22 protein-coding genes are annotated in these 23404 nt (G+C 37.3%); 14 read left to right on the forward strand and 8 right to left on the reverse strand.

Annotation, left to right across the window (positions count from 1 at the left end):
- Nucleotides 1-183: 183 nt before the first annotated feature.
- From EGI31_RS07415 to EGI31_RS07430, 4 genes are all read left to right on the forward strand, one after another.
- A complete protein-coding gene (locus tag EGI31_RS07415) occupies nt 184-1515 on the forward strand; it encodes an APC family permease (protein WP_255036564.1) in 1332 nt (443 codons plus the stop codon).
- Nucleotides 1516-1593: 78 nt separating this feature from the next.
- Nucleotides 1594-2568: a polyprenyl synthetase family protein gene (locus EGI31_RS07420; RefSeq protein ID WP_255036565.1), complete on the forward strand. Its 975-nt coding sequence runs from the start codon at nt 1594-1596 to the stop codon at nt 2566-2568.
- A 4-nt stretch (nt 2569-2572) separates the two neighbouring features.
- On the forward strand, nt 2573-3190 hold the full coding sequence (locus EGI31_RS07425) for a rhomboid family intramembrane serine protease (protein ID WP_255036566.1): 618 nt from the start codon (nt 2573-2575) through the stop codon (nt 3188-3190).
- A gap of 284 nt (nt 3191-3474) precedes the next feature.
- Complete coding sequence (locus EGI31_RS07430; RefSeq protein WP_255036567.1) at nt 3475-4032, forward strand: LytTR family DNA-binding domain-containing protein; 558 nt, start codon at nt 3475-3477, stop codon at nt 4030-4032.
- 14 nt (nt 4033-4046) lie between these two features.
- On the opposite strand, the gene EGI31_RS07435 is transcribed toward EGI31_RS07430, so the two are convergent.
- The 3 genes from EGI31_RS07435 to EGI31_RS07445 all read right to left on the reverse strand — a co-directional run bounded on the left by EGI31_RS07435 (nt 4047) and on the right by EGI31_RS07445 (nt 6083).
- On the reverse strand, nt 4047-4727 hold the full coding sequence (locus EGI31_RS07435; protein WP_255036569.1) for a pirin family protein: 681 nt from the start codon (nt 4725-4727) through the stop codon (nt 4047-4049).
- Nucleotides 4717-5217: a hypothetical protein gene (locus tag EGI31_RS07440; RefSeq protein ID WP_255036570.1), complete on the reverse strand. Its 501-nt coding sequence runs from the start codon at nt 5215-5217 to the stop codon at nt 4717-4719. The genes EGI31_RS07435 and EGI31_RS07440 overlap by 11 nt, the downstream gene beginning before the upstream one ends.
- Before the next feature lie 125 nt (nt 5218-5342).
- Nucleotides 5343-6083: a dioxygenase family protein gene (locus EGI31_RS07445; protein ID WP_255036571.1), complete on the reverse strand. Its 741-nt coding sequence runs from the start codon at nt 6081-6083 to the stop codon at nt 5343-5345.
- Between the two features lie 244 nt (nt 6084-6327).
- Between EGI31_RS07445 and EGI31_RS07450 the strand changes: the two genes are divergently transcribed.
- On the forward strand, nt 6328-7029 hold the full coding sequence (locus tag EGI31_RS07450) for a hypothetical protein (protein WP_255036572.1): 702 nt from the start codon (nt 6328-6330) through the stop codon (nt 7027-7029).
- A 74-nt stretch (nt 7030-7103) separates the two neighbouring features.
- Nucleotides 7104-7595 (forward strand): DUF4136 domain-containing protein, encoded by a 492-nt coding sequence (locus EGI31_RS07455; protein WP_255036574.1) that lies wholly within the window; start codon nt 7104-7106, stop codon nt 7593-7595.
- 199 nt (nt 7596-7794) lie between these two features.
- On the opposite strand, the gene EGI31_RS07460 is transcribed toward EGI31_RS07455, so the two are convergent.
- Together EGI31_RS07460 and EGI31_RS07465 are read right to left on the reverse strand one after the other, a co-directional pair.
- Nucleotides 7795-8208: a DUF1801 domain-containing protein gene (locus tag EGI31_RS07460; RefSeq protein WP_255036575.1), complete on the reverse strand. Its 414-nt coding sequence runs from the start codon at nt 8206-8208 to the stop codon at nt 7795-7797.
- Between the two features lie 22 nt (nt 8209-8230).
- A complete protein-coding gene (locus EGI31_RS07465; RefSeq protein WP_255036576.1) occupies nt 8231-9601 on the reverse strand; it encodes a DUF1214 domain-containing protein in 1371 nt (456 codons plus the stop codon).
- A gap of 181 nt (nt 9602-9782) precedes the next feature.
- On the opposite strand from EGI31_RS07465, the gene EGI31_RS07470 reads away from it, so the two are divergent.
- Nucleotides 9783-10610, forward strand: a complete 828-nt coding sequence (locus EGI31_RS07470) for a sterol desaturase family protein (RefSeq protein WP_255036577.1) — start codon at nt 9783-9785, stop codon at nt 10608-10610.
- 9 nt (nt 10611-10619) lie between these two features.
- On the opposite strand, the gene EGI31_RS07475 is transcribed toward EGI31_RS07470, so the two are convergent.
- Nucleotides 10620-11174, reverse strand: coding sequence for a hypothetical protein (locus EGI31_RS07475; protein ID WP_255036578.1), 555 nt, complete (start codon nt 11172-11174; stop codon nt 10620-10622).
- Nucleotides 11175-11370: 196 nt separating this feature from the next.
- Nucleotides 11371-13377 (reverse strand): tetratricopeptide repeat protein, encoded by a 2007-nt coding sequence (locus tag EGI31_RS07480; RefSeq protein ID WP_255036579.1) that lies wholly within the window; start codon nt 13375-13377, stop codon nt 11371-11373.
- Between the two features lie 164 nt (nt 13378-13541).
- Here EGI31_RS07480 and EGI31_RS07485 point away from each other — a divergent pair, with 164 nt between their 5' ends.
- The 7 genes from EGI31_RS07485 to EGI31_RS07515 all read left to right on the forward strand — a co-directional run bounded on the left by EGI31_RS07485 (nt 13542) and on the right by EGI31_RS07515 (nt 22397).
- Nucleotides 13542-15248: a tetratricopeptide repeat protein gene (locus tag EGI31_RS07485; protein ID WP_255036580.1), complete on the forward strand. Its 1707-nt coding sequence runs from the start codon at nt 13542-13544 to the stop codon at nt 15246-15248.
- 1 nt (nt 15249) lies between these two features.
- A complete protein-coding gene (gene lolB1 / locus EGI31_RS07490) occupies nt 15250-16074 on the forward strand; it encodes a lipoprotein insertase outer membrane protein LolB1 (protein ID WP_255036581.1) in 825 nt (274 codons plus the stop codon).
- A gap of 14 nt (nt 16075-16088) precedes the next feature.
- Nucleotides 16089-17387 carry a murein hydrolase activator EnvC family protein gene (locus EGI31_RS07495; RefSeq protein WP_255036582.1) on the forward strand — a complete coding sequence of 433 codons (1299 nt, stop codon included), beginning with the start codon at nt 16089-16091 and terminating at the stop codon, nt 17385-17387.
- Nucleotides 17388-17394: 7 nt separating this feature from the next.
- The gene (gene panB / locus EGI31_RS07500; RefSeq protein WP_255036583.1) at nt 17395-18210 is read left to right on the forward strand and encodes a 3-methyl-2-oxobutanoate hydroxymethyltransferase; all 816 of its coding nucleotides are present in this window, start codon (nt 17395-17397) and stop codon (nt 18208-18210) included.
- A 1-nt stretch (nt 18211) separates the two neighbouring features.
- Entirely contained in the window at nt 18212-20239 is a 2028-nt protein-coding gene (locus tag EGI31_RS07505; protein ID WP_255036584.1) for a ComEC/Rec2 family competence protein, read from the forward strand.
- 86 nt (nt 20240-20325) lie between these two features.
- On the forward strand, nt 20326-20853 hold the full coding sequence (locus EGI31_RS07510) for a DUF2911 domain-containing protein (protein WP_255036585.1): 528 nt from the start codon (nt 20326-20328) through the stop codon (nt 20851-20853).
- 350 nt (nt 20854-21203) lie between these two features.
- Complete coding sequence (locus tag EGI31_RS07515; RefSeq protein ID WP_255036586.1) at nt 21204-22397, forward strand: ATP-binding protein; 1194 nt, start codon at nt 21204-21206, stop codon at nt 22395-22397.
- 3 nt (nt 22398-22400) lie between these two features.
- Here EGI31_RS07515 and EGI31_RS07520 read toward each other — a convergent pair whose 3' ends face one another.
- Nucleotides 22401-23375 (reverse strand): Gfo/Idh/MocA family protein, encoded by a 975-nt coding sequence (locus tag EGI31_RS07520; RefSeq protein WP_255036587.1) that lies wholly within the window; start codon nt 23373-23375, stop codon nt 22401-22403.
- Nucleotides 23376-23404: the final 29 nt, after the last annotated feature.

The following is a 23404-nucleotide window of genomic DNA, read 5'->3' on the forward strand; positions in this document are numbered from 1 at the left end:
TTGTTTGTTAAAAAAATGTTTAAATAACTCTTCCTGCTAAAACTCAAAAAACCGAAAGATTGTTTTGGTTTTTTACAGAAACGCGTTGATATCATTCTATAAACATACGAAAAACCAAAGACTTTGTATTAAAAAATATTATTTAAAGGTTTACTTTTTATATTGCGAGAGAATAAAAACTTTATGACAAACAAAACTTCTAATCAATTACTGAAGCTTCTTGGAGTAGGTTTTGGAATAGCCGTGACCATTGGAGGCACCATAGGAACAGGCATTTTGCGAAAACCAGGGGCGATAGCCGCACAGATAGGCGACCCCATTATTATTATGTTCATATGGATTGCGGTAAGTATTTATGCATTTTTGGGAGTTTTGTGTGCCATTGAGCTCGGTGTTTCTCTTCCTCAAGCAGGATCTTGGTATGTGTACGCCCGACGAGCATTTGGAAATTATTTTGGATTCATTACGGGTTTAACAAGCTGGCTTGGGACTGTGGCAGCATTGGGCTTTGGAGCTTACACCATGAGCGAGTATATTATTTTACTATTGCCAAATCTAGAAAACTATATACAAATCATAGCCATCATCATTTTGGTTGTTCTAACCTCCTTCCACTTTTTAGGTACTTGGGCAGGCGGAAAATCGCAAGAAATCCTTTCGTTTTTGAAAGCTGTAGGTTTGATAATTTTTGTGATACTTTGTTTTGTTTATGGCAAAAACGTAGACTACACACTACTGAAAGCCACTGCAGAGAAAGTCCAGAAACCGGCACTACTTTTTGGAATAATAGCGGCTTTACAATCTATTTTTTACACTTTTGATGGTTGGCACACCGCCTCCTATTTTTCTGAGGAAAACGCTGACCCTGCCAAAAGCCTCCCTAAATCGATGATTTTAGGAGTTCTGATGGTCATTGTTATTTATTTACTCGTGAATGCCGCCATACTGTATGTCATACCGATGGATTTATTGGCCAATTCAAAACTTGCAGCCGCAGATGCTGTTTTATTAATATTTGGAGAAAATTCGGCCAAGATTGTCACTTTTTTCTTGATGCTTTCCATACTTGGCATGCTCAATGCCCAAACCATGTTTGCCCCTAGAGTCATATTTTCTATGAGCCGAGATGGACTATTTCATAAAGCAGTTCAAAAAGTTAATAAAGCCGGTACACCTTCGGTAGCTATGCCCTTGACCAGTATTGGTTCTATTTTACTCATCATATCGGGGAAAGAAATCTGTGGGGTTTTATCGGATATTGCCACGTTTTTCTTCGTTATGAGCTACGCAGCAGGTTTTGCTTCACTGATTAAGCTTCGAAAAACCGAACCCCATTTGGCAAGACCATTTAAAGTTCCGGGCTTTCCATTTGTGCCCTATTTTTTATTGGTATGTTCCATTTTGTTTTTAGTGGGTGCGGTTTTACAAGATTTAAAAAGTAGCCAATTTGCCCTTATATTCCTTGTTTTCAGTTACCCTTTGTACAAATTACAGGTTTGGACTACCAAAATTTAAATATTTTTGGCCGTCTTTTAACAAAATAAGCCATAGCTTTGTTTTTTGATTATTAGTTTGAATCTAAAATAACGATTAATGCCTTTTAAATCCTATCTAGAAGCCTTAAACAAAGAGTTCGAAAATCATAAATACGGAGAAAACCCTGCAGAATTATACGAGCCCATATCGTATATCATGTCCTTAGGTGGCAAAAGACTTAGACCTTTATTGACGCTCATGTCTGCCAATTTATGGCTATATAACTGGCAAAAAGTCCTAAAGCCAGCCATGGCGGTTGAAGTTTTTCATAATTTCACGCTAATGCACGATGACATCATGGACCAAGCTCCACTCCGCAGAGGACAGCAAACAGTACATGAAAAATGGAATACCAACACGGCCATACTTTCGGGGGACGTGATGCTCGTTGCAGCATATGAGCTCTTGGGATTTGCCGAAGATAGACATTTCAAATTAGTGGTGAAGAGATTCAATAAAACTGCCGCTGAAGTATGCGAAGGTCAACAATTGGACATGGTTTTTGCGACCAAAGCCGATGTTAAAAAAGAGGATTACATAGAAATGATCCGCCTAAAGACTTCTGTTCTATTGGGTTTTGCTATGGAATTGGGTGGTATTTTGGCGGATGCCGATGAGGACTCAGTAAGATTGTTGAATGAGATTGGTGTAAATCTCGGTCTAGGTTTCCAACTGAACGACGATATCTTGGATGTCTATGCCGACCCAGAGAAATTTGGAAAACAAGTGGGTGGAGACATCATAGAAAATAAAAAAACATGGTTGCTCCTAGATGCCATAGAAAAAGCAAAGGGAACTGAGGACGGTAAAAAACTAGAGGCTTGGTTGAAAAAGAAAAAATTTGACGCTACCGAAAAAGTAGAAGCCATTAGGGGAATTTACGATAAATTCGAAATAAGAGCAGAGGCGGAAGCCGAAGCGAAGAAATATTTTGAGAAAGCTGCGGAAGCCTTAAATAAATTAGCGGTAAGCGAAGACAAAAAAGTACTAATAAGATCTTTTGCTGAACAATTAGAAAAACGAGAAAACTAAGCGTATGAGTTTAAGTATAATAATCATATTGATCACGGTGATCATCAGTTTCATGGCTTTTAGAGATAAAGGACTGATGAACAAACTCATCCATAACCCATACTCCGTAAGTCACCGCAAAGAATACTACCGCATACTTACTTGCGGCTTTATTCATGCAGACTACATGCACCTGCTGCTAAACATGTACGCTTTGTACCTTTTCGGAGGAGCTGTGGAGAGTTATTTCGAATATCTATTTGGAGGAAATGCGAAGCTCTATTTCATGTTGTTATACTTACTGGGCATCATAGTTTCCAACATTCCTGATGTTATAAAATACAAAAACATGGCGTTCTATAACTCTCTTGGTGCGTCTGGCGGAGTAAGTTCTATTGTTTTTGCGAGCATAATTTTGTCGCCTATGACCAAACTAATGATGTTTCCGATTCCTATTCCGATGCCCGCCTACATTTTTGCATTGATTTATGTGGCATATTCGGTATACATGGATAGACGCCAAGGTGATAATGTCAACCACATGGCACATCTTTGGGGAGGTCTTTGGGGGGTGGTGTTTATGATGGTTGTTTATCCTGATTCCATCAAAGGCTTCTTCAATCAAATTCTCGGTTCATTCTGAAAAATATATTTGACATATTTGTTCAGCCGTACCCACAAAGGGAGCGAACCAACACCCAAGCCCTTATTCATTCTCTTGGCGAAGGTGTATTTCTCTATCTCTTCTTTGTTCTTTTTGAGCCATTCGATATTTCGGAATGGAATGACCCAAACAAATACTTCAAACTCCTAGGTTTCTCATTCGTAACTTCAGCTTCTACTTATTTTCATCGGCAAATACTGCCAAGTATTTTCCCAAAATTTCATGAAGAAAAAAATTGGGTAATTTGGAAGGAAATAGTAGGTGTGTTATTCCTGCTACTTATAATAACCACCGGAAATGTAGCCTACGGCTCGGCTATTTTTAAGTGGGGATTTACACTGAGCAATTGGTTAACATTCTTTAGTTGGGTAGTTGGTATTGGCATATTCCCGACAGTTTTTTGGGTACTCTCTGATTATATTTATCAACTCAAAAAATACTCTCAACCTATTGTCATTCAAGAAATTAAAGATAACCAAGCAGATGAAAAACTTAAACTAATAGCCGAAAACGAGAAGGATTATATTGAGTTAAAAAACAAAGATTTATTGTACATAGAATCGGCAGACAATTACTCCACCATATATTTTCTTAAGGCCGAAAAAACCGAGAAACTGCTCCTCAGAAGCAGCCTCACAAGACTGGAATCACAAATAGAAGATAAAAACATTGTTCGAACGCACCGTTCGTTCATTGCCAATCTCGACCACGTGATAAAAGTCAGTGGAAACGCCCAAGGATACAAACTGCATTTGAATCATACCGATATGTTGGTACCCGTAGCTCGAAAGTTTTCTTTTCTGATAGAAAAACTAAGGTAAGTTCAGACATTCGACTACCTACTAATCAGAACAATTAGCATACTTTCTTCACTTAAAGACTCAAAATCAAGCATGTTTATTTCAGCAAAACTTGCACTATCTCTTGGGTGAAGTAACATTCCGTTTACCTCAAAAGACCCATTTATAACAAAAAAATAAGCGTTGAATGAATCTTCATCTGTCAAGAAGCTTTCTTTCTTACAACCAAATTTACCCATGTAAACTTCAGCGTAGTTTAAAGTATCCAATCCTATTCTTACCAGATTATTGCGGTTATCGTCAAGGTTAAATTCTCCTAAAACAACCTCTGAGTTTCCAATGAAAATATCTTTGGATAAGTTTAACTGAATAAAATTGACATGGTCAGTATCATATGGATTTCTTATTTCGTAAACCTCATTAGCTGCGATAATTTTTATGGAATACTTCGAAGGTTCGAGAAAAACGGCCTCATTATTCTCAAATATTTCCAAAAAACCTACCAAAGGAATGATCACAATTACCGAATCTTTATCCACTTGTAGTTTTAAGCTACAATTGGGAGCTATAGTGATATCGCTTATTTGATTCAAAAATCCTAAAACGCCCTTTTCGGAAGAGGTATCTCCAACCGAAAGCTCCGAGCTCAGAACTCTAAATTGATTAGTTTCGGAAACCGTACGGTTACTCGCCCAATGCAGATGTTTATGACTCATATTTCAGAGAATTTATCATTAGATTGGGTAACAACTTCACCATAATGGTATCTATTTTTTGAGCTAATCTCGTTTCTGGCAATCCCAACAATAGATTTTCGCCAATGGATTCAAGATACAAAAGTGGTTTAGAGACGAAGTCGAGCTGAATGACAAAATTCTCCTTGTGGTTAAAATCGGCCGACAATATTCTAAAATCGTAATGGACAAAAGGGACCGTTCTATTGCCCAAGGTATCTGTGACGTCTGGAAATAGATTATTGAGCCTTTGAATATGACCAATACAGCCCAAACTCGTCAAGTAATGGAGTTTTACTGCCTCGGGTTTAGCCAAAACAAGATTCTGAAATAATGGAAACTGAAGATCTGCATCATAATATTGAGATTTCATCCTATACTCTAAAAACGTTTCGTTCCACACCTCTTTGTCCCAATTATTGATGGCGTTTTTATCAATTATCTTCTTGTATTGTAGCGTTATTTCCTTCATTATTTGTTTTCGAGTAATTGGCGAGAGGCAGAAATGTAATCCCGTCTCAATCAAAGGTTCGAATCTTTTTTTTTGAAAAGAATTAAAAATCAGACACTTTACTGATTTAACTATTTTTCAATAGCTTATGCACTCACCACCACGTTGTGCGTAAGTACGTATCCTTCAGTAACGCTTCCAGTAAATGTTCCTAATTCATTGGCAAATCCATCTCCAAAAACATTGTCACTTGTATTTGTGGTATCCTGTTTTCCGTGACTTATGTAATCAGCAGCAGTGGTGTATACGGTATCACAAATTGTTTTATCAAACGCGATTTGAGTTACCAAAAGTGATTTACCACTGGCGTTGTACACATGTACGTGTATGTGTGGTGCCCTTCCTGAGTACCAACCAGGAAATATCGTAGTAAAAGTTACCAAACCATTGGCATCAGTAGTTTGTCTGCCACGTAGCCAGTGAACCGAGGTCCAGTTGGTAGCTTGCATACCCGTGCCGCCATATTCCGAATATTCCCCCTTGGCGTCACAATGCCAAATATCTACAATTGTATTTGCCAAAGCTGCACAACTGTTGTTTTTGTTCTTGATATTTATTTTTACCGTTAGTTTCACACCAGGCCTGTCACCTCTAATGTCGGTTTTTATTAAAGATGCGGGGTCTTTAATAGGAAATGGCCCAGCAGTTTCGGCGTTGGTAACGGTACAATTGCTGGCTGAACTGCCGTTACTGCTACCAGTAGTTGATGTACTTCCTGTGGTGGTGTCGGTGCTTAAATCCGTCTTTTCGCAAGCAGAAACAATTGGCAAGGCTGCCAATAAACCAAGACTAGTGAGTCCTCTTTTTAAAAATTCTTTACGTTCCATTCTGTTAGAGTTTAATTAACCAAGCCGAATGCCTAGATACAAAACTTTACGCAAATTGTGGCTAATATGTTGTCTTCTGCATCAAAGAAAGTACATTCTATTGTAAAATTTACCTTGTCAAACATCCCAAAACGTACTCAAATATCCCAATACTTTGTTTTTCGTCCCTAGCATTTGACCGTTGGCCCATAATTTTTGCAGAATTAAATAGGCAGAATACTTTTGGATATCAAACAAAAACAAAATGACTAAGACAATCTTTCAATCGGCCATATTTTTACATGTAATAGCTGGCGTAGTTTCACTGGCCTCCGGCTTAGTGGCTATGTCCTATGGTAAAAAAGGGGGCAAAGTTCATAATATTTCAGGTCGAATATTTTACTGGGCCATGTTCTTTATCTTCATAACTACCGTACTTTTCTTTGTTATTTATCCCGAAAAATTAAAATACCAATTTTTCTTAACCATCGGAATTGTCAGTTTCTACCCCAATTGGTCTGGTAAACGAATGCTTAGCATGAAAAAGGGCCTTATACCTACATGGTACGACAAATTTGGAGGTTTTGCTATTGGTTTCTCAGGTATTATTATGATTGCATACGGGATTTATGGATTCCAAAATCCAACAACCTTTGGTGGACTTCAGTACCTTTTTCTGGTGTTTGGTATGGTGAGTATGATAAATTCATACGGAGATCTGAAATACTACCTAAACTTCAAAACAGCACCCAAAATGCATTGGTTTTTTGCTCATGGAGGTAAGATGATGGGTGCCTATTCGGCAGCAATCACAGCATTTTGTGTGAATATTGTTCCCAGATACTTGCCAGAGAATTTTCCTTCTTATGGTTATTTGATTACTTGGATAGCTCCCGGAGTTATAGTTGGGGTGGTTGCAAACGTTATCCTGAAGAGATATAAGGTCAAATTTAAAATCGCTGAATAATTATTGCATTATTTTTGTAAATAATATAAACATTATCAGAAAGAATTTTTACTTTTGTATGAAAATACATTTCTATGAAAGTCAAAATATTGGTACTGGTCGCAATTCTGGCACAAAGCTGTATTCGTTCAAGACCTTTTATGGTGAATACTTACAAAGACCAGAGTTACACAAATTTGAGTAACTTAACATTTACGCTTGTTAAGGATGAAAAAAGTAGCCCGGAAATTTGGAATAGCATAGAAAGCACGCTTCATAAAAAGGGTTACTTTCGGGACAACAAAAACTTTGATTTGGCGGTATTTTATAAAGTCTACAACGAAAAGACCAAACTAACAGATGTCGATTTTGTAAGTAGTGGAAATGTCCTCTCAAAAAAATATACCGCTGGCAAAAGCTTGATGGTACAAATAATGGATGCTGAAACCAAGGAAGTTTTTTATAGAGGAACTTGCAGTGGCTTACCAAATTCTTTATCCAGCAATCAGCTGAAATCCGCTGTTCAACAAGCACTTAGAAACCTAGACGAAGCTTCCAGCGGACAGCTTTCGTTTAAGAGAAATTAAGATTATACTTTTTGTATTGACAACATGTATTAGCTCTTCAGTTCCTGGTAAAAACTCCATGTATCTTTTCTATGCTCACGAATTAAAGACAAAAATCCAACTGTAAATACTTCGTGAAACTTTCTGACTCCTTCTTGCAACTTTGTGCAATAGCTACTAAGAAAGGAAAATGCAAGTAAAGCTTGTATCCAGAACTAGATTATTCAACCAAAGAAATCCACTCTTTAATAATTTGCTGGAAAACGCTTTTTTTCTCCAGAAATTCGGCTTCGCTGTGAAACTTTATCATCCTCCTGCCATCTGGATAATCTCCTTCTAATAGATTTTCGACGTTTGTAAGTTTCGCACCAGTGGGTAAAATGAGCAAAATATGGTCTTTTTGACGGGTATTGAAGACCAGCATATCTCGTTTGTATTCTTTAGGATCAAATGGTTTTATGTCACCTTTATAAAAATAGGCTGGAACATTCCATTTTATGAATTCATCTATTTGATGGTCAGATTCAAGAATAGCCTCTCGAATCAATTTACTTAGGGCGGCATATTCGGGTTTCATTTCTGAAATAGACTTCAACACGGCCTCCGAATCGTTTTTGTACACATTTTTTGCCATTTTGATAGAATTTTATTCGAGATTATTTCACAATTTCAACAACTGGCGGAGCCCATTCGCCCGAAACCACCATTTCTCCTGGGGAAAAGACCTTAAAAATAAGTTCAAAATTTTCGGAGGGGATAGGAACCCAGTTGGTTTCCAAACCCTTTGGTACCTCTGCCTGAAAATACAAAGTCAGTGACCCGTCTTTATTATATTTCAAGCCCTTGTTTTTATTGCCAATTCCATATTTACCTTTTGCATTTTCAAAAACCTGCTTATTGCTTTGCAGCACATTTATAGTCCAGAAAGCCTTAGTTTGTGGCAGTGAAGCCTTTTTTATGGTCATTTTATATTTCTGCGTGCCCGTAAGTTTATCCTTGTTGATATCTATTTGGGTTTTATATTTCATGATTTCCTCAGGAGCAGTTTGATTGAACCCATTATATGCTGAAGCAGCATTCTTGGTGTATTTTGTTCCCCATTTTCCCTCACCCACATTGTATGACCACCCATTTTTGTTATAATCTTCTTGACGCGGTGCCTCTAGTTTCAGTAATTCAATGGCATCCGCAAAACCTTGTTTGATACCTTTTTGCTTCTTGTTACTTACCTTGGCGTCTTCAAAATCTTTCCCAGGAAATATCCCCAAATCTTCAAAATCAGCCACATATTTCTTCTGATTTTCGGGAATTGCATTTTCCTTGAGCATTAAAGACAGTAATGTAAAATAAGATTTCCAGTCCATCAGCAAGGCCTGCTCCGTTGAGCTTCCAGAGGTTTTGAGTTTTGGAAAAACATGACGATCCTTCCAATTTTTGAAGTTCTCCTTTTTGTCATATTCCGATATTTTGATGCTTTCGAGTATTTTTCTGGCATCTGTTTTATCCATTTTATCCAAAATAGAAACCTGGCCTTCCACCCAGGCAAGATTAGTAGGTGATTTTATGACCTTTTTCAATCCTTTGGGCAAAGACCCTTTCCACTCGGGTCCAACCAGTAAAATACTTTTTTCTTTGTTAAGATTTTTCAAAGAGCTAAAAACCTCAATGGTGTTACTGAATGCATCTGTAAAAGTAAGAGAGTAATATTTTAATGTACTTACAGGCAAGGTAAAAAGCAAGGCACTTTGATTTAAATCTAAGTATGCTTTGGAACACATGATGTTCTCATTGTTAAGCAACTTTTCGCCAGAATTGGACTCCAAAATGGCAAAGTTATTAAATTTTGCCCCTGAAGGACTTTGGGTAAATTCGTCAACTGAAAGAGCAAGTGTAACAAGTGGAAACCCCCAAACATAAGCGTTGTAGGCAGACTTATAGGCCTCCAGCTCGTTTTTGTTGGTTATTTGCGAAGAACTCGAAAATGTGATTAAAAGAAAAAAGAATACCAAAGAAAAAATCCTAAACATCTGATAAGGGGTACTTGTAAGTTACAAATATACATATCATGGCTCATAAAAATATAAGGACTCAACAAGCTAGGGCTGATTTCCCTAAAACAAGGCTGACAAAAGAAATAAAGTCTGTTATTTTTCTGTACTATTTTAAGAAAAATTATAGTATTTTCGCACATCGACATCAAAAAACTAAATGGAAGTTATTGTAGACTATTTCAGGACTATCCCTTCACTTCATAGATCTTTATTATTGGTCGGAGGTATCGCTTTTTTCTGGATTATGGAATCAGCCGTTCCACTTTTTCAGTTTAAATACAAAAAGGTAAAACATGCCTCAGTTAATATTTTCTTTACTATCACAACCATATTAGTCAATTTTCCACTAGCGTTTATTTTAGTTAAAAGCTCAGATTGGGCAATTGCCAACAATTTCGGTATCATCAATTGGCTGCCAGACATGCCACTTTGGTTGTATGCTATTCTGGGACTGATGATTTTGGATTTGATAGGTGCGTACTTTATTCATTGGCTGGAACACCAAGTCAAATGGATGTGGATGTTTCACTTAATTCACCACAGTGACCTACATGTGGACACCACCACAGCCAACCGTCATCATCCCGGAGAAAGTGTATTTCGTTTTGTCTTTACAACTATTGCGGTAGTCATCACTGGTGCTCCAATGTGGATGGTTTTTCTGTACCAGTCTCTTTCAGTGGTTCTTTCCCAGTTTAACCACGCCAATATCTCTCTTCCTCGTTGGTTAGACAAGGCCATTAGTTATTTAATTGTAAGCCCAGACATGCACCATGTGCATCACCATTACACACAACCATACACCGACAGTAATTACGGAAATATATTTTCTATTTGGGACAGACTGTTTGGAACTTATAACTTTATTGAAAGAAAAGACCTCATTTATGGCATAGACACCTACATGGACCCTGTAGAAAATGAACATATACCGCCGCTCCTAAAGATTCCGTTTGAAAGCTATAGGCCGCCGGTAAACAGTTGACATCAAAAACTAGCGAATCAATTGCTCCAAATAAGCATATAGCTTTATTTTGAGCCTAAAATTGTTGAGGACAGAAGAGTGGGCTAATTCGAATATCTCGTTAAATAAAGTTTCAAAATGCTCATTTCTCGGATAAACTCTTGAGTCCGCAACTTTGGTGAAATTATCGGCGTTTGCTTCTCCAGTCAGAATCTTGTTATCCAACCATCGTTGAGAGAAAGAAAACCAAAGCCCTCTGAATTTCTCCGACTTTCGCACCTGCAATTCTTGCGATTCCAAGGCGTTGCCCGTGCTACAATTTACATTGACACTTTGAGCATTGGCAAACTCCAAAACTCTGATATAATACATTGGATTAGCAGAAACATTCTGTGTTAAAAGCATCTCTTCTCGGGAGCTCAATTCTAAAATACAGACGTCTAGACCCAACTCCAGGTTATATTTTCTGTAAAAAGAAGAGTCTTTTGTAAAATAGTAATATTCCTTTTCTTCAAATCCAAGGTCGTTCACTAGGCTACTTTTTCCTACTGAAAAATCATCAATCGTAAAGTATACAGTTTTCATTTTAGTCTTTAAGGATATACCTAACAAATGGGCTGGGCAAAATTAAAAGTTAAAAAGATACTAAAAAGGCCTCAAATAGTCTGCCAAACAGGCGTTTTGCCAAATAAAATATTATGACGGCAAAGCCTTAAAAAGGTTACAATTATTTTAGTTCTATCCTATTAAGATCGCTAAACAGTTAGAAATCGAAATGAATTTAATAATTTACTCCGTTCTGTTTAAGAACCTGGATGGCCTCTGGTTTTCCTTTCCGAGCAGCCTTTATGTACCAATCTTTTGCTGCATTGATTTGTCCACGGTTGGCATAATTTATACCTATGTTATAGTCATAATCACCGGTACTGTCATAAACTGTCGCTCTTTGCCAGTATTGAACCGCCTCATCATGTCGGCCCAGATCACTAAAAGTAACACCTATGTTGCGGTAAGCTGGCAAATAACTAGGTTGCTTTCTAATCAAATCGTCCAAAAGTTTTAGTTCCGTTTGTGTATCTCCCTGAAGTTTGTGCGAATAGGATATATTGAGGTAAGCATCCCAATTGTCGGGATCTTTATTTATAATCTCGGCAAAAACTTTATTTGACTCGTCAAATCTCTTGAGATTCATCAATGTCTGAGCATAAGTATTGAGATAGTCCAGATTTTCAGGACTTTCTTTAACCGCTTTTTCTGCAAATGGCAGGGCTTTGGCAAATTCATTAAGTCTCAGATAGGCCATAGCCGTCAACCACTCCGTCCGTGGTGATTTTGGCAGAAACAATTGAGCTTTTTCTAAATAAATCAAAGCATTCTGGTAATCCCCCTCATCGATATACATAGAACCTATCGTTCGGCAAACATCGGCGTTCTTGAAACCATTATTATCAGCACGCATCAGATATTGTTTTGCCATTGGAAACTCCTTTTGAGACAAATGATACCAGCCAATATTGCTGAGTACCATAGCATCTTCAGGATAAAATTTCTCTGCTGGTTTGAAAAGCGTATAACCGTTTTTCCAATGACTAGTTTGAAAAAATGTCATTATGGACCAAACAAGCACCAATCCGAAAGAAAGTACTTTGCCAAACTCGCCTTTCAAGTTCCCGAGCCAAAAGGCTATCAAAAATAAAGGACCTACTGAAGACAAATAATAATATCTATCAGCCACAATGGCACTACCAACGGGTAAAATCTGAATTACGGTTGAAACTGAAATAGAAAAGAATGCTACCGCCCACCAGATCTTTTTGTTTTTACGACCTAGCCAATACATTACTCCTAAAAAAGCCACAAGACCAATGACTGCAAAATTGTAAATGGCAGGGATACTACCCCCAATTTTGGTAGGATAAGGGTAAAATGGGAGTAAATTAAGAGGCAGAATTGTTTTAAACCAGTAAAATAAAAACGAGTAACAGACAATCCTAAATCGTTCAGAAGCTGTAAAAGCGGCATTTATAACCGACGAAGCATCTGCACCTGCTTCTTTTTGAGCTGTGGTAGCAATGTAAGCAAAAAATAAGGTAATGGCGAAATAAGGTATTTTATCTGTCAAACTTTTAACCGAAAACTTCTTACCAGCCATCCACCAGTCGGTTATTATGAGTAAGGCTGGTAGCACCACTGCCATACCTTTTGAAAGACAACTAGCCAAAAAGAAAAGTAAAGAAATGGCATACTGTAATTTGTTGGCGGTTTTGGTATAGTTGAGATAATAAATAAAAGACAGAAACAAGAAAAAAGTATAAAGTACGTCTTTGCGTTCTGCAGCCCAAGCTACAGACTCTACGTGCATGGGGTGCATGGCAAAAAATAACGCCAAAATGAGAGCAACAAAACTTTTAACTTCAAGTTTTTTGGCCAAAACATACAGCAAATAACTGTTTACACTATGCAATAACAAGTTATTGAGATGTGAAAGCCATGGCTTGTCTCCCACCAAGGCATATTCCAAGGCCAAACTAAGCATCGTTAGCGGGTGATAGTTACCCACATGAAAATCCTTCAATAGTTTACCCAAATCAAAAGTCTTAACGGCTTCATTCAGAACAATATAGGGGTCATCGTCCCACACAAATCCGTTCTGCCAAATCATGCTGTAGGATATAAAAACCAAAGCCAATATTCCTCCAAAAACCATCCATGGATTGTATATTTTCTCGATTTCAGGCGTTTCGATGTTAATTTTTTCGATTTTCTGTTTTGGGTTTTGCTTGGCCATAAACCTGTTTTAGATTATAAAGGGTTCAAAAATTGATTTTTTGTAACAAAATACTGAAATTTACGTTTTGAAGGGGTTTTAAAAAATCAATCAAAAATAATTTAAAGTTTTAAACTTATCAAAATTTATAAAATTTGACAATCCCTTATTTAAAATATCACCTCATGCGAATCCTAGTTTTTCTAATATTGATATGTACCGCTGCAATGGGTCAATCGGCTGTTGATGAGCCTCAAGACCAAAAAATAGAGGCCAAAGAACTCAAGGCAGAGCAGTCTTTTACAGAAGGAATGAAACTATATCTCATAGAGGATTTTGAGAAAGCCTACGCCGAATTTCGAAAAGGAATACAAGCCTATGGTGAAAATGCAAGTATTCTCTTTATGCTTTCAAAGACCGAAATGGCCCTGAATAGAATCCCTGCTGCTCTTATCTCGGCAAAAAAAGCCTCCGATCTTGATAAGGAGAATTTTTTCTATTTACAACATTTGGGCAATCTTCAGTTCAAACAAAACCAGTATAAAGAAGCCACAAATACCATAAAAAAAGCATTAAAACTTAAACCAAATTTTGTAGAAGGGTATCTTAACTTGGTGGACATTTACCTAATTGAAGGCAAAGAATCAGAGGCTTTAAAAACCTTGGCCGATATGGAGGAGTCCATGGGTTCATCGGAGCAGATAACCCAAGCCAAACAGACCATTTTGCTCAAACAAAACAAAGTGGATGCGGCCTTGAAGGAGGGCAAAAAAATGGTCAAAACTGACCCACAATATGTACTACAGCAATCTTCAATCTTGATTTCGAACAGCCGGTTCTCAGAAGCCGCCCAAATGCTTAAAAACGCTATTGATGAGAACCCCAACTTCATGGAAGCATACGGTCTTTTGGCCGAAACCTATGCTAAGCAAAACAATAAACAAGGTACTAAAGATGTTTTGAACAGTATTTTGGCTCAAAACTCACTGCCCTACTCACTTAAAGCGAATGCTCTTGGCTCGTATTTTAGTAGCTTAAAAAACAATACCCAGACGGAAGACATCACAGATGCTCTAAACTTTTGTGACCAAATAATAGCCAAACATCCTGAAGAGGCCCGCACTTATGTTTACAAAGCCGATCTCTTGGTAAAATCTAATCAAATTCTTGCTGCGAGAGACGCTTACCTGAACGCCATAAAATATGACAAGGGGATTTTTGAGGCATGGCTTGCCATAGTAGAGTTAGACGTAAAACTAGCCAAATATGATGATCTGTTGAAACACTCCGAAAAAGCCACGGAATACTATCCCAACCACTCTTATTTTTGGTATCATTTGGGTTTTGCACAAATACAAACAAAGAACTACAGCGATGCACTGATTTCTTTAGAAGAAGCCCAAGCTCTTAATACCAACAACAAAGAACTTAGACATCACATAAACGCCAGCATGGCCGAGATTTATCATCAAAACGGAAAATTGGACAAAGCAAAGGAGCTTTTTGAGCAAGTTTTGGCCGAAAATCCGAATAATGAACAGGCTTTGAACAATTATAGTTACCTTTTGGCCACTAGTAAAAAAGACCTTGATAAAGCAGTGGTTCTGTCCGAAAGATTAATTAAATCATATCCCAATCAGGCGGCCAATTATGATACCTTTGCCTGGGTTTTATTCCAAAGGGGCGAGTATAATAAAGCCAACGAGGCCATTGAATTGGCAATAGCAAAAGACAAAAATGGCAGTGAAAGTATATTTGAACACAAAGGTGATATATTGTTTAAACTGGGCCAAACAGAAAACGCCGTATCAGCTTGGAAAAAAGCCTTAGAACTGAATAAATCCAATAAAAAACTTGAGAACAAAATAAAAGAAAGAACCATTATTGAATAAAATGAAAGTACTCCAAAAACTCTTCTATTTGGGTTTTGTAATTGTTTCAGTTTCGTCTTGTAGAAGCCACAAGATGAAAAAAAACAGTATTGTTTTAGGAACAACTTCCACAGACTCGGTGGCTGTCGTTAAGGATACTGTTTCGAAAACAGAGGTTGCTAAAGAAGAGAAAGTATATTTCGAATCCAAGGAAATAGACTTTGAGAAACTAAAGATAAAGTCAAAAATAAGTATTAAAACTGCTAAATTAGACCAAACCATACCCGCCACTATTCATGTTAAAAAAGATAGTGTGATTTGGATTTCAATAGCTTTAGGTCTGGAAGCGGCTCGTGTGAGTATTAATCCCGACAGTATCTTTTTATTGGATAGGCTGAATAGGAAATACTACAAGGTGAGTTTTAACGAACTCAGCACTGCTTTTGACTTCGATATCAATTTTAATATGGTCCAGTCACTATTGGTAGGTAATCTTCCTGTCAAAAAAGATAGCTCCGATATTTTCAAAAAACTTAACGATTTTAACAGTATTCTACAGTCAAGAAATAATATAGATATAGAAAACCGTTTTGATTTGGTACAAAACAAGCTTTTTTTTATTGATGCCAAAGACAAAAAAACAGATACCAAGCTCAATATCAACTACAAAAGTTTTGTAAGCGAAGACAATAAACTTGTGCCTACAATAATTTCTTTGTTAATTTTGGGTAAAAATGAGGCCAAAATTGAATTTGAACACTCTAAATTCGACTTTTTAGACCGAAACATTCGTTTTCCTTTTAATATTCCGAAAGGTTATTCTTTAGAAAAAATTCCTAATTTTTAAGATTAGGTAGTACTATGAAAAAATATTTCCTCCTAATTTTTACAATTTGTATAACCCTTGTCACTTTTGCCCAAAAACAAAAGAGTAGAGCCACGCTTGAGGCAGAAAAAAAACGAAATCTTCAGAAAATTGCCCAAGTAAAAAAAATCTTGAGCGAAACCCAAAAAGAGAAAGAAAGTACCATTGGTCAAATAAAAGCCATCAATCAACAGATAGAAAACCAACAAAATAAGATTGAATTGGCCAAGGAAGACATAGAGTTGATAAAAGTAGAAATGGCCGAAATAGAGAAAGCCCAAGCAGACCTTTTCAAACAACTAAAATCGCTTCAGACGGAGTATTCCGAAACCATTTACCGAGAATCAAAAAACAGCAACAAACTCACCAAAATGGGTTTTTTATTCTCTTCAAGCTCTGTAAGTGAGCTTTTTATGCGTTATAAATATTTGGAGCAATACACCGAAAATCGTAAGCATCAGCTTTTACAAATCAAAAAAATAGGCGAAATGCTCAAACAACGCCAAAGGACGCTTTTGGAGAAAAAAATCACCCAACAAAACCTGATAAACATCGTAAAAATTGAGGCCAAAAGTCTCGAAGCTCTTAAAGAAAAACAGAATCTCATTGTAAAAGACCTCAACAATAAAGAAAGCGACCTGAAAACTGAACTCGAAAAATCAAATGCTGCCTTGTCTAGTTTGAATTCGGTTATTTCTAAGGCCATAGAAAAAGAACAAAATGCCAGAAAAGTTCTAACGACCAAAAAAGTACCCGAATCAAGAAAAGAAAAACAAGCAGAAATAGAAGAGCGTGAAAAGAAGATTCTAAGTGAAAGAGAAAACAAGAAAAATTCTAAAGCCGAGGTCATAGCAGAAAAAACTGAAAATAAGGCCAGTAGAGTAGGCAACCACAACTTTGGAGCACAGAAAGCAAAATTATCTTGGCCAGTTGACGGTTTCGTTTCCGACAAGTTTGGGGTCAAAAATCACCCAGTACTGAAAGGCCTGAAGGTCGACAACAACGGCATTGATATTCAGGCCTCTCCAAATGCAGCGGTGAGAGCTGTTTTTGAAGGAGTTGTATTAGATATATCACAAATTCCAGGTTTAAACAACGTTGTGGCTATTCAGCATGGCGATTATTACACGGTGTATGCCAACTTGCAAAACGTAAACGTAAGCATCAATCAGCAAGTAAACCTCCAGCAACAAATAGGTACCGTTGCATACAAAGATGGTAGCCCAGAAATAAACTTCCAGATTTGGCACAATTTCAGTAAACTCAACCCCGAGCCTTGGCTTGGCTCCAAATAACAGCATTATGTCAGTACATTCAGAAATCAAGCGTGTAACTACCAACACCCTAAAAGAACTAAAAACGAAAAAAGAAAAAATCGTTTGCCTTACCGCTTACGACTTTTCTATGGCTACCTTGGTAGATGCCGCAGGTATTGAGGTGATTTTGGTTGGCGACTCCGCCTCCAACGTTATGGCGGGTCACGAAACCACCTTGCCCATAACGCTAGACCAAATGATTTATCATGCCCAAGGGGTCATCAGAGCCGTTAAAAGAGCATTAGTTGTGGTGGACTTACCCTTCGGGAGCTATCAAGGCAACTCCGAGGAAGCTTTGAGGTCTGCTATAAAAATCATGAAAGAATCAGGTGCCCATGCCGTAAAAATGGAGGGTGGAAAAGAAATAGAAGAATCCATAGCAAGAGTTTTGAGTGCAGGCATACCTGTCATGGGTCATTTAGGTCTTACTCCACAATCTATCTACAAGTTTGGCACTTACACGGTTAGAGCCAAAGAAGATGAGGAAGCCCAACAACTAAGGGATAACGTCAAGTTGCTTCAGGATTTGGGATGCTTTGCGGTGGTTCTAGAGAAAATTCCCGCTAAACTAGCCACTGAAGTCAGCGAAACATTAGAAATACCAACGATAGGCATAGGAGCAGGCAATGGTTGCGATGGGCAGATATTGGTCATACATGATATGCTGGGCATAAACAAAGACTTCTCTCCGAGATTTCTTAGACGCTACGCCGACCTAGCCACGGTAATGAACACCGCTTTTACCAACTACATAACTGATGTAAAATCAGGAGATTTCCCAAGCAAAAAAGAGTCCTATTAATATGTACTTGAGGTCAATACCCGTACTTCGATATTTTATTCTGCTAGTGGCAGGTATATATGTATCCGAGTGGTATCAGCCCAAGTTAAACCATATTTACATTTTTCTAAGCATTATACTCAGTTTAGGAATTCTCTCCGCCAAAATCACAAAATTAAGGTTTATGAGATATTTAGTCCCTTTTCTGTTCTTTGGTATTGGGCTAGGGAGCTCTTATCTTTTCAACCAAAAAAATCAGTCCAATCACATCACCAAAGTGGGGCAGTTTGACCAATACATGGCCATGATAGACTCTTATACCGAGTCTAAACCGAAAACTTATAAAGTCACAGCTCAGATTTTTGCCGTAAAAAAGAATGGAAAATGGAGTAAAGTAGTCGGAAAAACCATGCTTTATTTCAACAAAGAAGCACAGGTTGTACCTCAATACGGCGAAATTTATATACTAAAAAATACACTGAGGGAAATAGAGCCACCCAAAAATCCATTAGAATTTGACTACAAAACCTACCAAGCTCGAAAAAATATCTTTACCCATCAATTTTTGAGAGAAGGCGATTTTATAAAAGCTGGGGAGATGAAAGGCTGGTCTTTATTCAAATTTGCCAACTCTCTCAACGTTTACACCCACACGGTTTTCAAAGAAATGTTGGATACTCCAAAACAAATGGGTGTGGCAGAAGCCATGATTGGCGGCATGAAGGCCGAGCTTGACTTCGAAACCAAACAATGGTATTCAGCGACAGGAGCCATACATGTTTTGGCGGTTTCGGGCATGCATGTTGTTATTCTATTCGTGGTACTTAACGCCTTGTTTGGCTTATTTCTAAACAAAAAGAAACCCACTTTTTTGGTGGTTATATTGGTTTCTCTTTGGTCCTACGCCATATTTACGGGCTTGAGTCCAAGTGTTTGTCGCTCCACCTTGATGTTCTCTATGATACAGTTTGGTACTTATTTCAGGCGAGACGACAACCCTGTCAATACCCTACTCCTATCAGCCATTGTACTGCTCATCATAGTACCGACCTGGCTCTATGATGTTGGTTTTCAGTTATCTTATTTGGCAGTTTTGGGTATCATGATTATTTATCCAAGCTTAAAAAGGTTATTTTACATACCATGGAAGCCCCTTAGATGGATTTGGGAAATTTCTGCCGTTTCCATTGCGGCTCAAATATTAACCTTGCCCCTAACCTTATATTATTTTCATCAGTTCCCAAACTACTTTCTATTGGCTAACCCTGTGGTTTCTTTGATATCCTCAGTGATGCTGCCTATTGGACTTTTGGTTCTATTTGTGGCAAAAATACCCTTCTTGGGAGCAGGTTTGGGCTTTGTTTTTAAATGGCTAATCAACATTCTCAATTACTCGGTTTACCTAATTGCTGAATTGCCGAATGCCTTAACTACGGGACTTTCCATTTCGGCTACTACCGCTATTTTACTCTTTTTGGCTATTGGTTTTGCACTTTTGTTTTTCAAAAACAAAGAAATTAAGTACCTCAAACTCATAGCCGTTATTTGTATTTATCTCACTTGTAGTGGTGCTTACCAACTTTCTAATCAGAATAAACAAAAAGAAATCACCTTTCATTTTATACCAAATGGTTGGGGGATATCGGTGATAGAAGGTCGTTCAGCAACTTTCATTTCCACTGATTCGCTTTGTAAAGAGCCACTTATTTATCAATTCCACCTCAAAAACTATTATGATGCTAGAGGTATCAAAAGCTATAAAACCCAAGCAGTTACCGAAGAAGGTAATTTCTTAATTAATAATAAATTACAAAATATACAATGGATCAAAACGCCAAATGGCCCAGTTATAGACCCAAAAATTGAGTATCTAGTTTGTTCTCAAAACGCAATCAAAGACCTCAAAAATCTGGAGAAGTTTGAAGGCACAATAGTTCTAGATGGTTCAAATAAAAAATGGATCGTGGAAAAAATCAAAGAAGAGGCCGAATTGCGAAATAAAAAATTAATAGTTTTGTATGACATAGGTTCAAAAACCTTAACTTTTTAAAAATAAACAGTCCGTAATGGTTTGCAATCAACTTAAAGAATATTTACACTTTATGTCTTTGCGACCTAACGGTTAACCTAAAAAACATGAAAAAAGCCCTGAATATTATCTTTATTGTGGTTGGCGTATTGGTTTTGGCACTTTTTGGTGTTCGTTATTATACCAAAAGCCACAGTCCGTTCGAAAAACTAACTGCCAAAGGCAGCAGAGACCTGAAAGTTGAACTCGGCTATTGTAGACCATTGATGAAAGGCAGAAAGATTTTCGGAGAACTCATTCCTTATAATACTGTTTGGCGTACAGGTGCCAACGAGGCCACCACCATCAGTTTTTCTAGAACCTGTAGCTTTGGCAAAAGAAAAGTTAAAGACGGCAAATATAGCCTTTGGACCGTTCCAGGTGAACGTTACTGGACAATTATACTCAATACAGAAACAGGGCAGTGGGGTACCAACTACGACGAAAGTAAGGATTATTTGAGATTCAAAATAGAAGCTGAAAAAACTGTGGAACCAACCGAACAACTCACTATAAAACTAAATCAAGTAGCCGACAATGGAATTGACATGACATTAAACTGGGAAAACACTCAGTTGAATATTCCAATCAGATAAATTAGATATTTTATATAAAAAGGATTTCAATCTTCTTAAAGCTCCATTTTCGGGGCTTTTTTTTATTTCACAAAACAATAAAACACTCTTAATCAGAGTATTAAAAACATATATAAAAAGAAAAGTTTGATATTATCGATCCATAATTGCTTTTTATAAAAAGCAATTATATAATATTTTTGCTTATTTTATAAAGCATTTTTAATAAATAATTGCTTAATTTAAAAAGCAAAATAAACCTTTTAAAAATTCCATATTTGAAATACTATATGTATTTTTGCTTTTTACAGAAAGCAATTTAATGTCTATTTTGCTTTTCTTAGAAAGCAAAATTAATAACAGATAACAAAATGGACTTTCTATATCAAAATCACCAAAAAACAATAACCAAACTTAAAACCGAGTTTAGGAGGGATTTTATTGACCAAATAGATTGGGATGAACGAATGATTGCCATCAAAGGAGCCAGAGGTGTTGGTAAAACTACTTTGATGCTGCAGTACATAAAAGAAACACATAAGACGGCCAATCAAGCACTTTTTGTGAGCATGGACGATATACAAGTTTCAGGACTATCTATTTGGGAAATAGCCGAATACCACTATAACCAAGGCGGAACGCATTTATACATAGACGAAATACACAAATATGACAACTGGAGCATCGAACTAAAAAACATTTATGACAGACTTGGCGGACTGTCAGTGTGTTTTTCTTCATCTTCAATACTACAGGTGTATAAAGGCTACGCCGACCTTAGTAGACGTGTGGTTAGTTACCAGCTACATGGACTGTCGCTGCGAGAATACATTCAAATAGAAACAAAGACTAGGTTTGAGAAATACACATTTCAAGAAATTTCAAAAAACCACGTAGAAATTTCAACACAAATTATTGAGCGAATCAAGCCACTGGCGTATTTTAATGAGTACCTCAAAATGGGCTATTTCCCATTTTATTTACAAAGCAAAAAAAGCTATTATCAAAAACTGACCACTATTTTAGGAGTAACTTTGGAGGTGGATTTACCTTATATTTTGGACATCAACATCCACAATGTTGGTAAACTCAAAAGACTCATAAAAGTAATAGCTGGTGCTGTACCATTTCAGCCGAATATATCCAAACTCGCTGAAAGTGTTGACCTTACAAGAAATACGCTGACGCAGTATTTGTATTATTTGGAGCAAGCCGAAATCATAAATTTATTGACGGTAAACACAAAATCGTACTCCCATCTTACAAAACCTGAGAAAATATTTTTGCAAAATCCTAACCTTGCACATGCTATTAATTGGGAAACAGTAAACAGAGGAACTTTGAGAGAATTATTCTTTCTCAACCAATTAAAAACGACACAACAGGTCAATTTTACAAAAATTGGGGATTTTTTGGTTAACGAAAAATATATATTTGAGATAGGAGGTTCTACGAAGACATTCGCTCAAATTGCCGACATTGAAGATTCCTATCTGGCCGTTGACGAGATAGAAATTGGACATAAAAACAAAATACCTCTTTGGCTCTTTGGTTTTTTGTATTGACAATCAATAGACTATCTTCGCAACTTCTCTCGTTTTATCTAACAAATGAATGAGTTTATTACTATCTGCAAGTGACCAATTAGGGCTTTCCGTCAGCCCTTTTCTGAGACATTCATTCGCCTCTTCGATTTCATAATTGTATCCAAAAGTATCTCTCGGGAATTCCAGTGTCTCCAACTCTTCTCCCTCTGAACCAAAGAAAGTTAAACGAGTGGCTTCGTGAAATCTACCATGCATTTCAATAGAGCCCTTACTTCCATAAATACGTGCTTCACAATCGGTATAGGCTCCAACTGTACAATTTAGCAATGCCGTTGCCTGATTGTCATATTGATAGATAAATGAAGTAGTCTCATCTGTTCCAGTAGGAGCAAATATACTTGCGGCCATTATTTTGGAAGGATATCCCAACAAAAACAGAGACAAAAATGCAGGATAAATACCGATATCTAAAAATGCCCCACCTCCCAATTCAGGATTAAATAGACGAGATTTTTCATCATAAACGGCCTGAAAACCAAAATCAGCAGCAATGGTTTTAATTTCACCTATTCGACCTTCTTCTATGGATGATTTTACCTTCAAAAAACTAGGTAGAAACCTACTCCACATGGCTTCCATTAGAAATAGTTTTTTGGTTTTGGCCAATTTCACCATTTCATCTACCTCGGTCTCGTCCATGGCAAAGGGTTTTTCGCACAGTACGCCCACTCCGTTGTTCAGGCACAAAAGCGTATGTTCTTTGTGATAAGTATGAGGGGTGGCCACATAAACAATATCGAGTTCGACGCCAAAAAGAGCACCGTAACCTTCAAATGCATGCTTAGCACCATGCGAAATGGCAAATTGTTGAGCCCTTGAAAGTGATGTGCTGGCTACCGCAACTAATTCGCAGCCATGGGTTTTATTCAAATCAGAGGCAAATTTTGCGGCAATTTTTCCTGCACCCAAAATCCCCCATTTTATAGTTTTAGTCATTTATTTAAAGTCAAATTTTACGCAATTTA

Origin of the sequence: Lacihabitans soyangensis (genome assembly GCF_024343775.1) — a bacterium.
GTDB classification, from domain to species: Bacteria; Bacteroidota; Bacteroidia; order Cytophagales; family Spirosomataceae; genus Leadbetterella; species Leadbetterella soyangensis.

Coding starts and splice junctions, on each gene's coding strand:
- panB (WP_255036583.1), top strand. CDS start 17,395: ATGTCAGTACATTCAGAAATCAAGCGTGTAACTACCAACACCCTAAAA.
- EGI31_RS07415 (WP_255036564.1), top strand. CDS start 184: ATGACAAACAAAACTTCTAATCAATTACTGAAGCTTCTTGGAGTAGGT.
- EGI31_RS07455 (WP_255036574.1), top strand. CDS start 7,104: ATGAAAGTCAAAATATTGGTACTGGTCGCAATTCTGGCACAAAGCTGT.
- EGI31_RS07435 (WP_255036569.1), bottom strand. CDS start 4,727: ATGAGTCATAAACATCTGCATTGGGCGAGTAACCGTACGGTTTCCGAA.
- EGI31_RS07420 (WP_255036565.1), top strand. CDS start 1,594: ATGCCTTTTAAATCCTATCTAGAAGCCTTAAACAAAGAGTTCGAAAAT.
- EGI31_RS07470 (WP_255036577.1), top strand. CDS start 9,783: ATGGAAGTTATTGTAGACTATTTCAGGACTATCCCTTCACTTCATAGA.
- EGI31_RS07445 (WP_255036571.1), bottom strand. CDS start 6,083: ATGGAACGTAAAGAATTTTTAAAAAGAGGACTCACTAGTCTTGGTTTA.
- EGI31_RS07460 (WP_255036575.1), bottom strand. CDS start 8,208: ATGGCAAAAAATGTGTACAAAAACGATTCGGAGGCCGTGTTGAAGTCT.
- EGI31_RS07485 (WP_255036580.1), top strand. CDS start 13,542: ATGCGAATCCTAGTTTTTCTAATATTGATATGTACCGCTGCAATGGGT.
- EGI31_RS07465 (WP_255036576.1), bottom strand. CDS start 9,601: ATGTTTAGGATTTTTTCTTTGGTATTCTTTTTTCTTTTAATCACATTT.
- EGI31_RS07520 (WP_255036587.1), bottom strand. CDS start 23,375: ATGACTAAAACTATAAAATGGGGGATTTTGGGTGCAGGAAAAATTGCC.
- EGI31_RS07450 (WP_255036572.1), top strand. CDS start 6,328: ATGACTAAGACAATCTTTCAATCGGCCATATTTTTACATGTAATAGCT.
- EGI31_RS07510 (WP_255036585.1), top strand. CDS start 20,326: ATGAAAAAAGCCCTGAATATTATCTTTATTGTGGTTGGCGTATTGGTT.
- EGI31_RS07495 (WP_255036582.1), top strand. CDS start 16,089: ATGAAAAAATATTTCCTCCTAATTTTTACAATTTGTATAACCCTTGTC.
- EGI31_RS07425 (WP_255036566.1), top strand. CDS start 2,573: ATGAGTTTAAGTATAATAATCATATTGATCACGGTGATCATCAGTTTC.
- EGI31_RS07440 (WP_255036570.1), bottom strand. CDS start 5,217: ATGAAGGAAATAACGCTACAATACAAGAAGATAATTGATAAAAACGCC.
- EGI31_RS07505 (WP_255036584.1), top strand. CDS start 18,212: ATGTACTTGAGGTCAATACCCGTACTTCGATATTTTATTCTGCTAGTG.
- lolB1 (WP_255036581.1), top strand. CDS start 15,250: ATGAAAGTACTCCAAAAACTCTTCTATTTGGGTTTTGTAATTGTTTCA.
- EGI31_RS07475 (WP_255036578.1), bottom strand. CDS start 11,174: ATGAAAACTGTATACTTTACGATTGATGATTTTTCAGTAGGAAAAAGT.
- EGI31_RS07480 (WP_255036579.1), bottom strand. CDS start 13,377: ATGGCCAAGCAAAACCCAAAACAGAAAATCGAAAAAATTAACATCGAA.
- EGI31_RS07515 (WP_255036586.1), top strand. CDS start 21,204: ATGGACTTTCTATATCAAAATCACCAAAAAACAATAACCAAACTTAAA.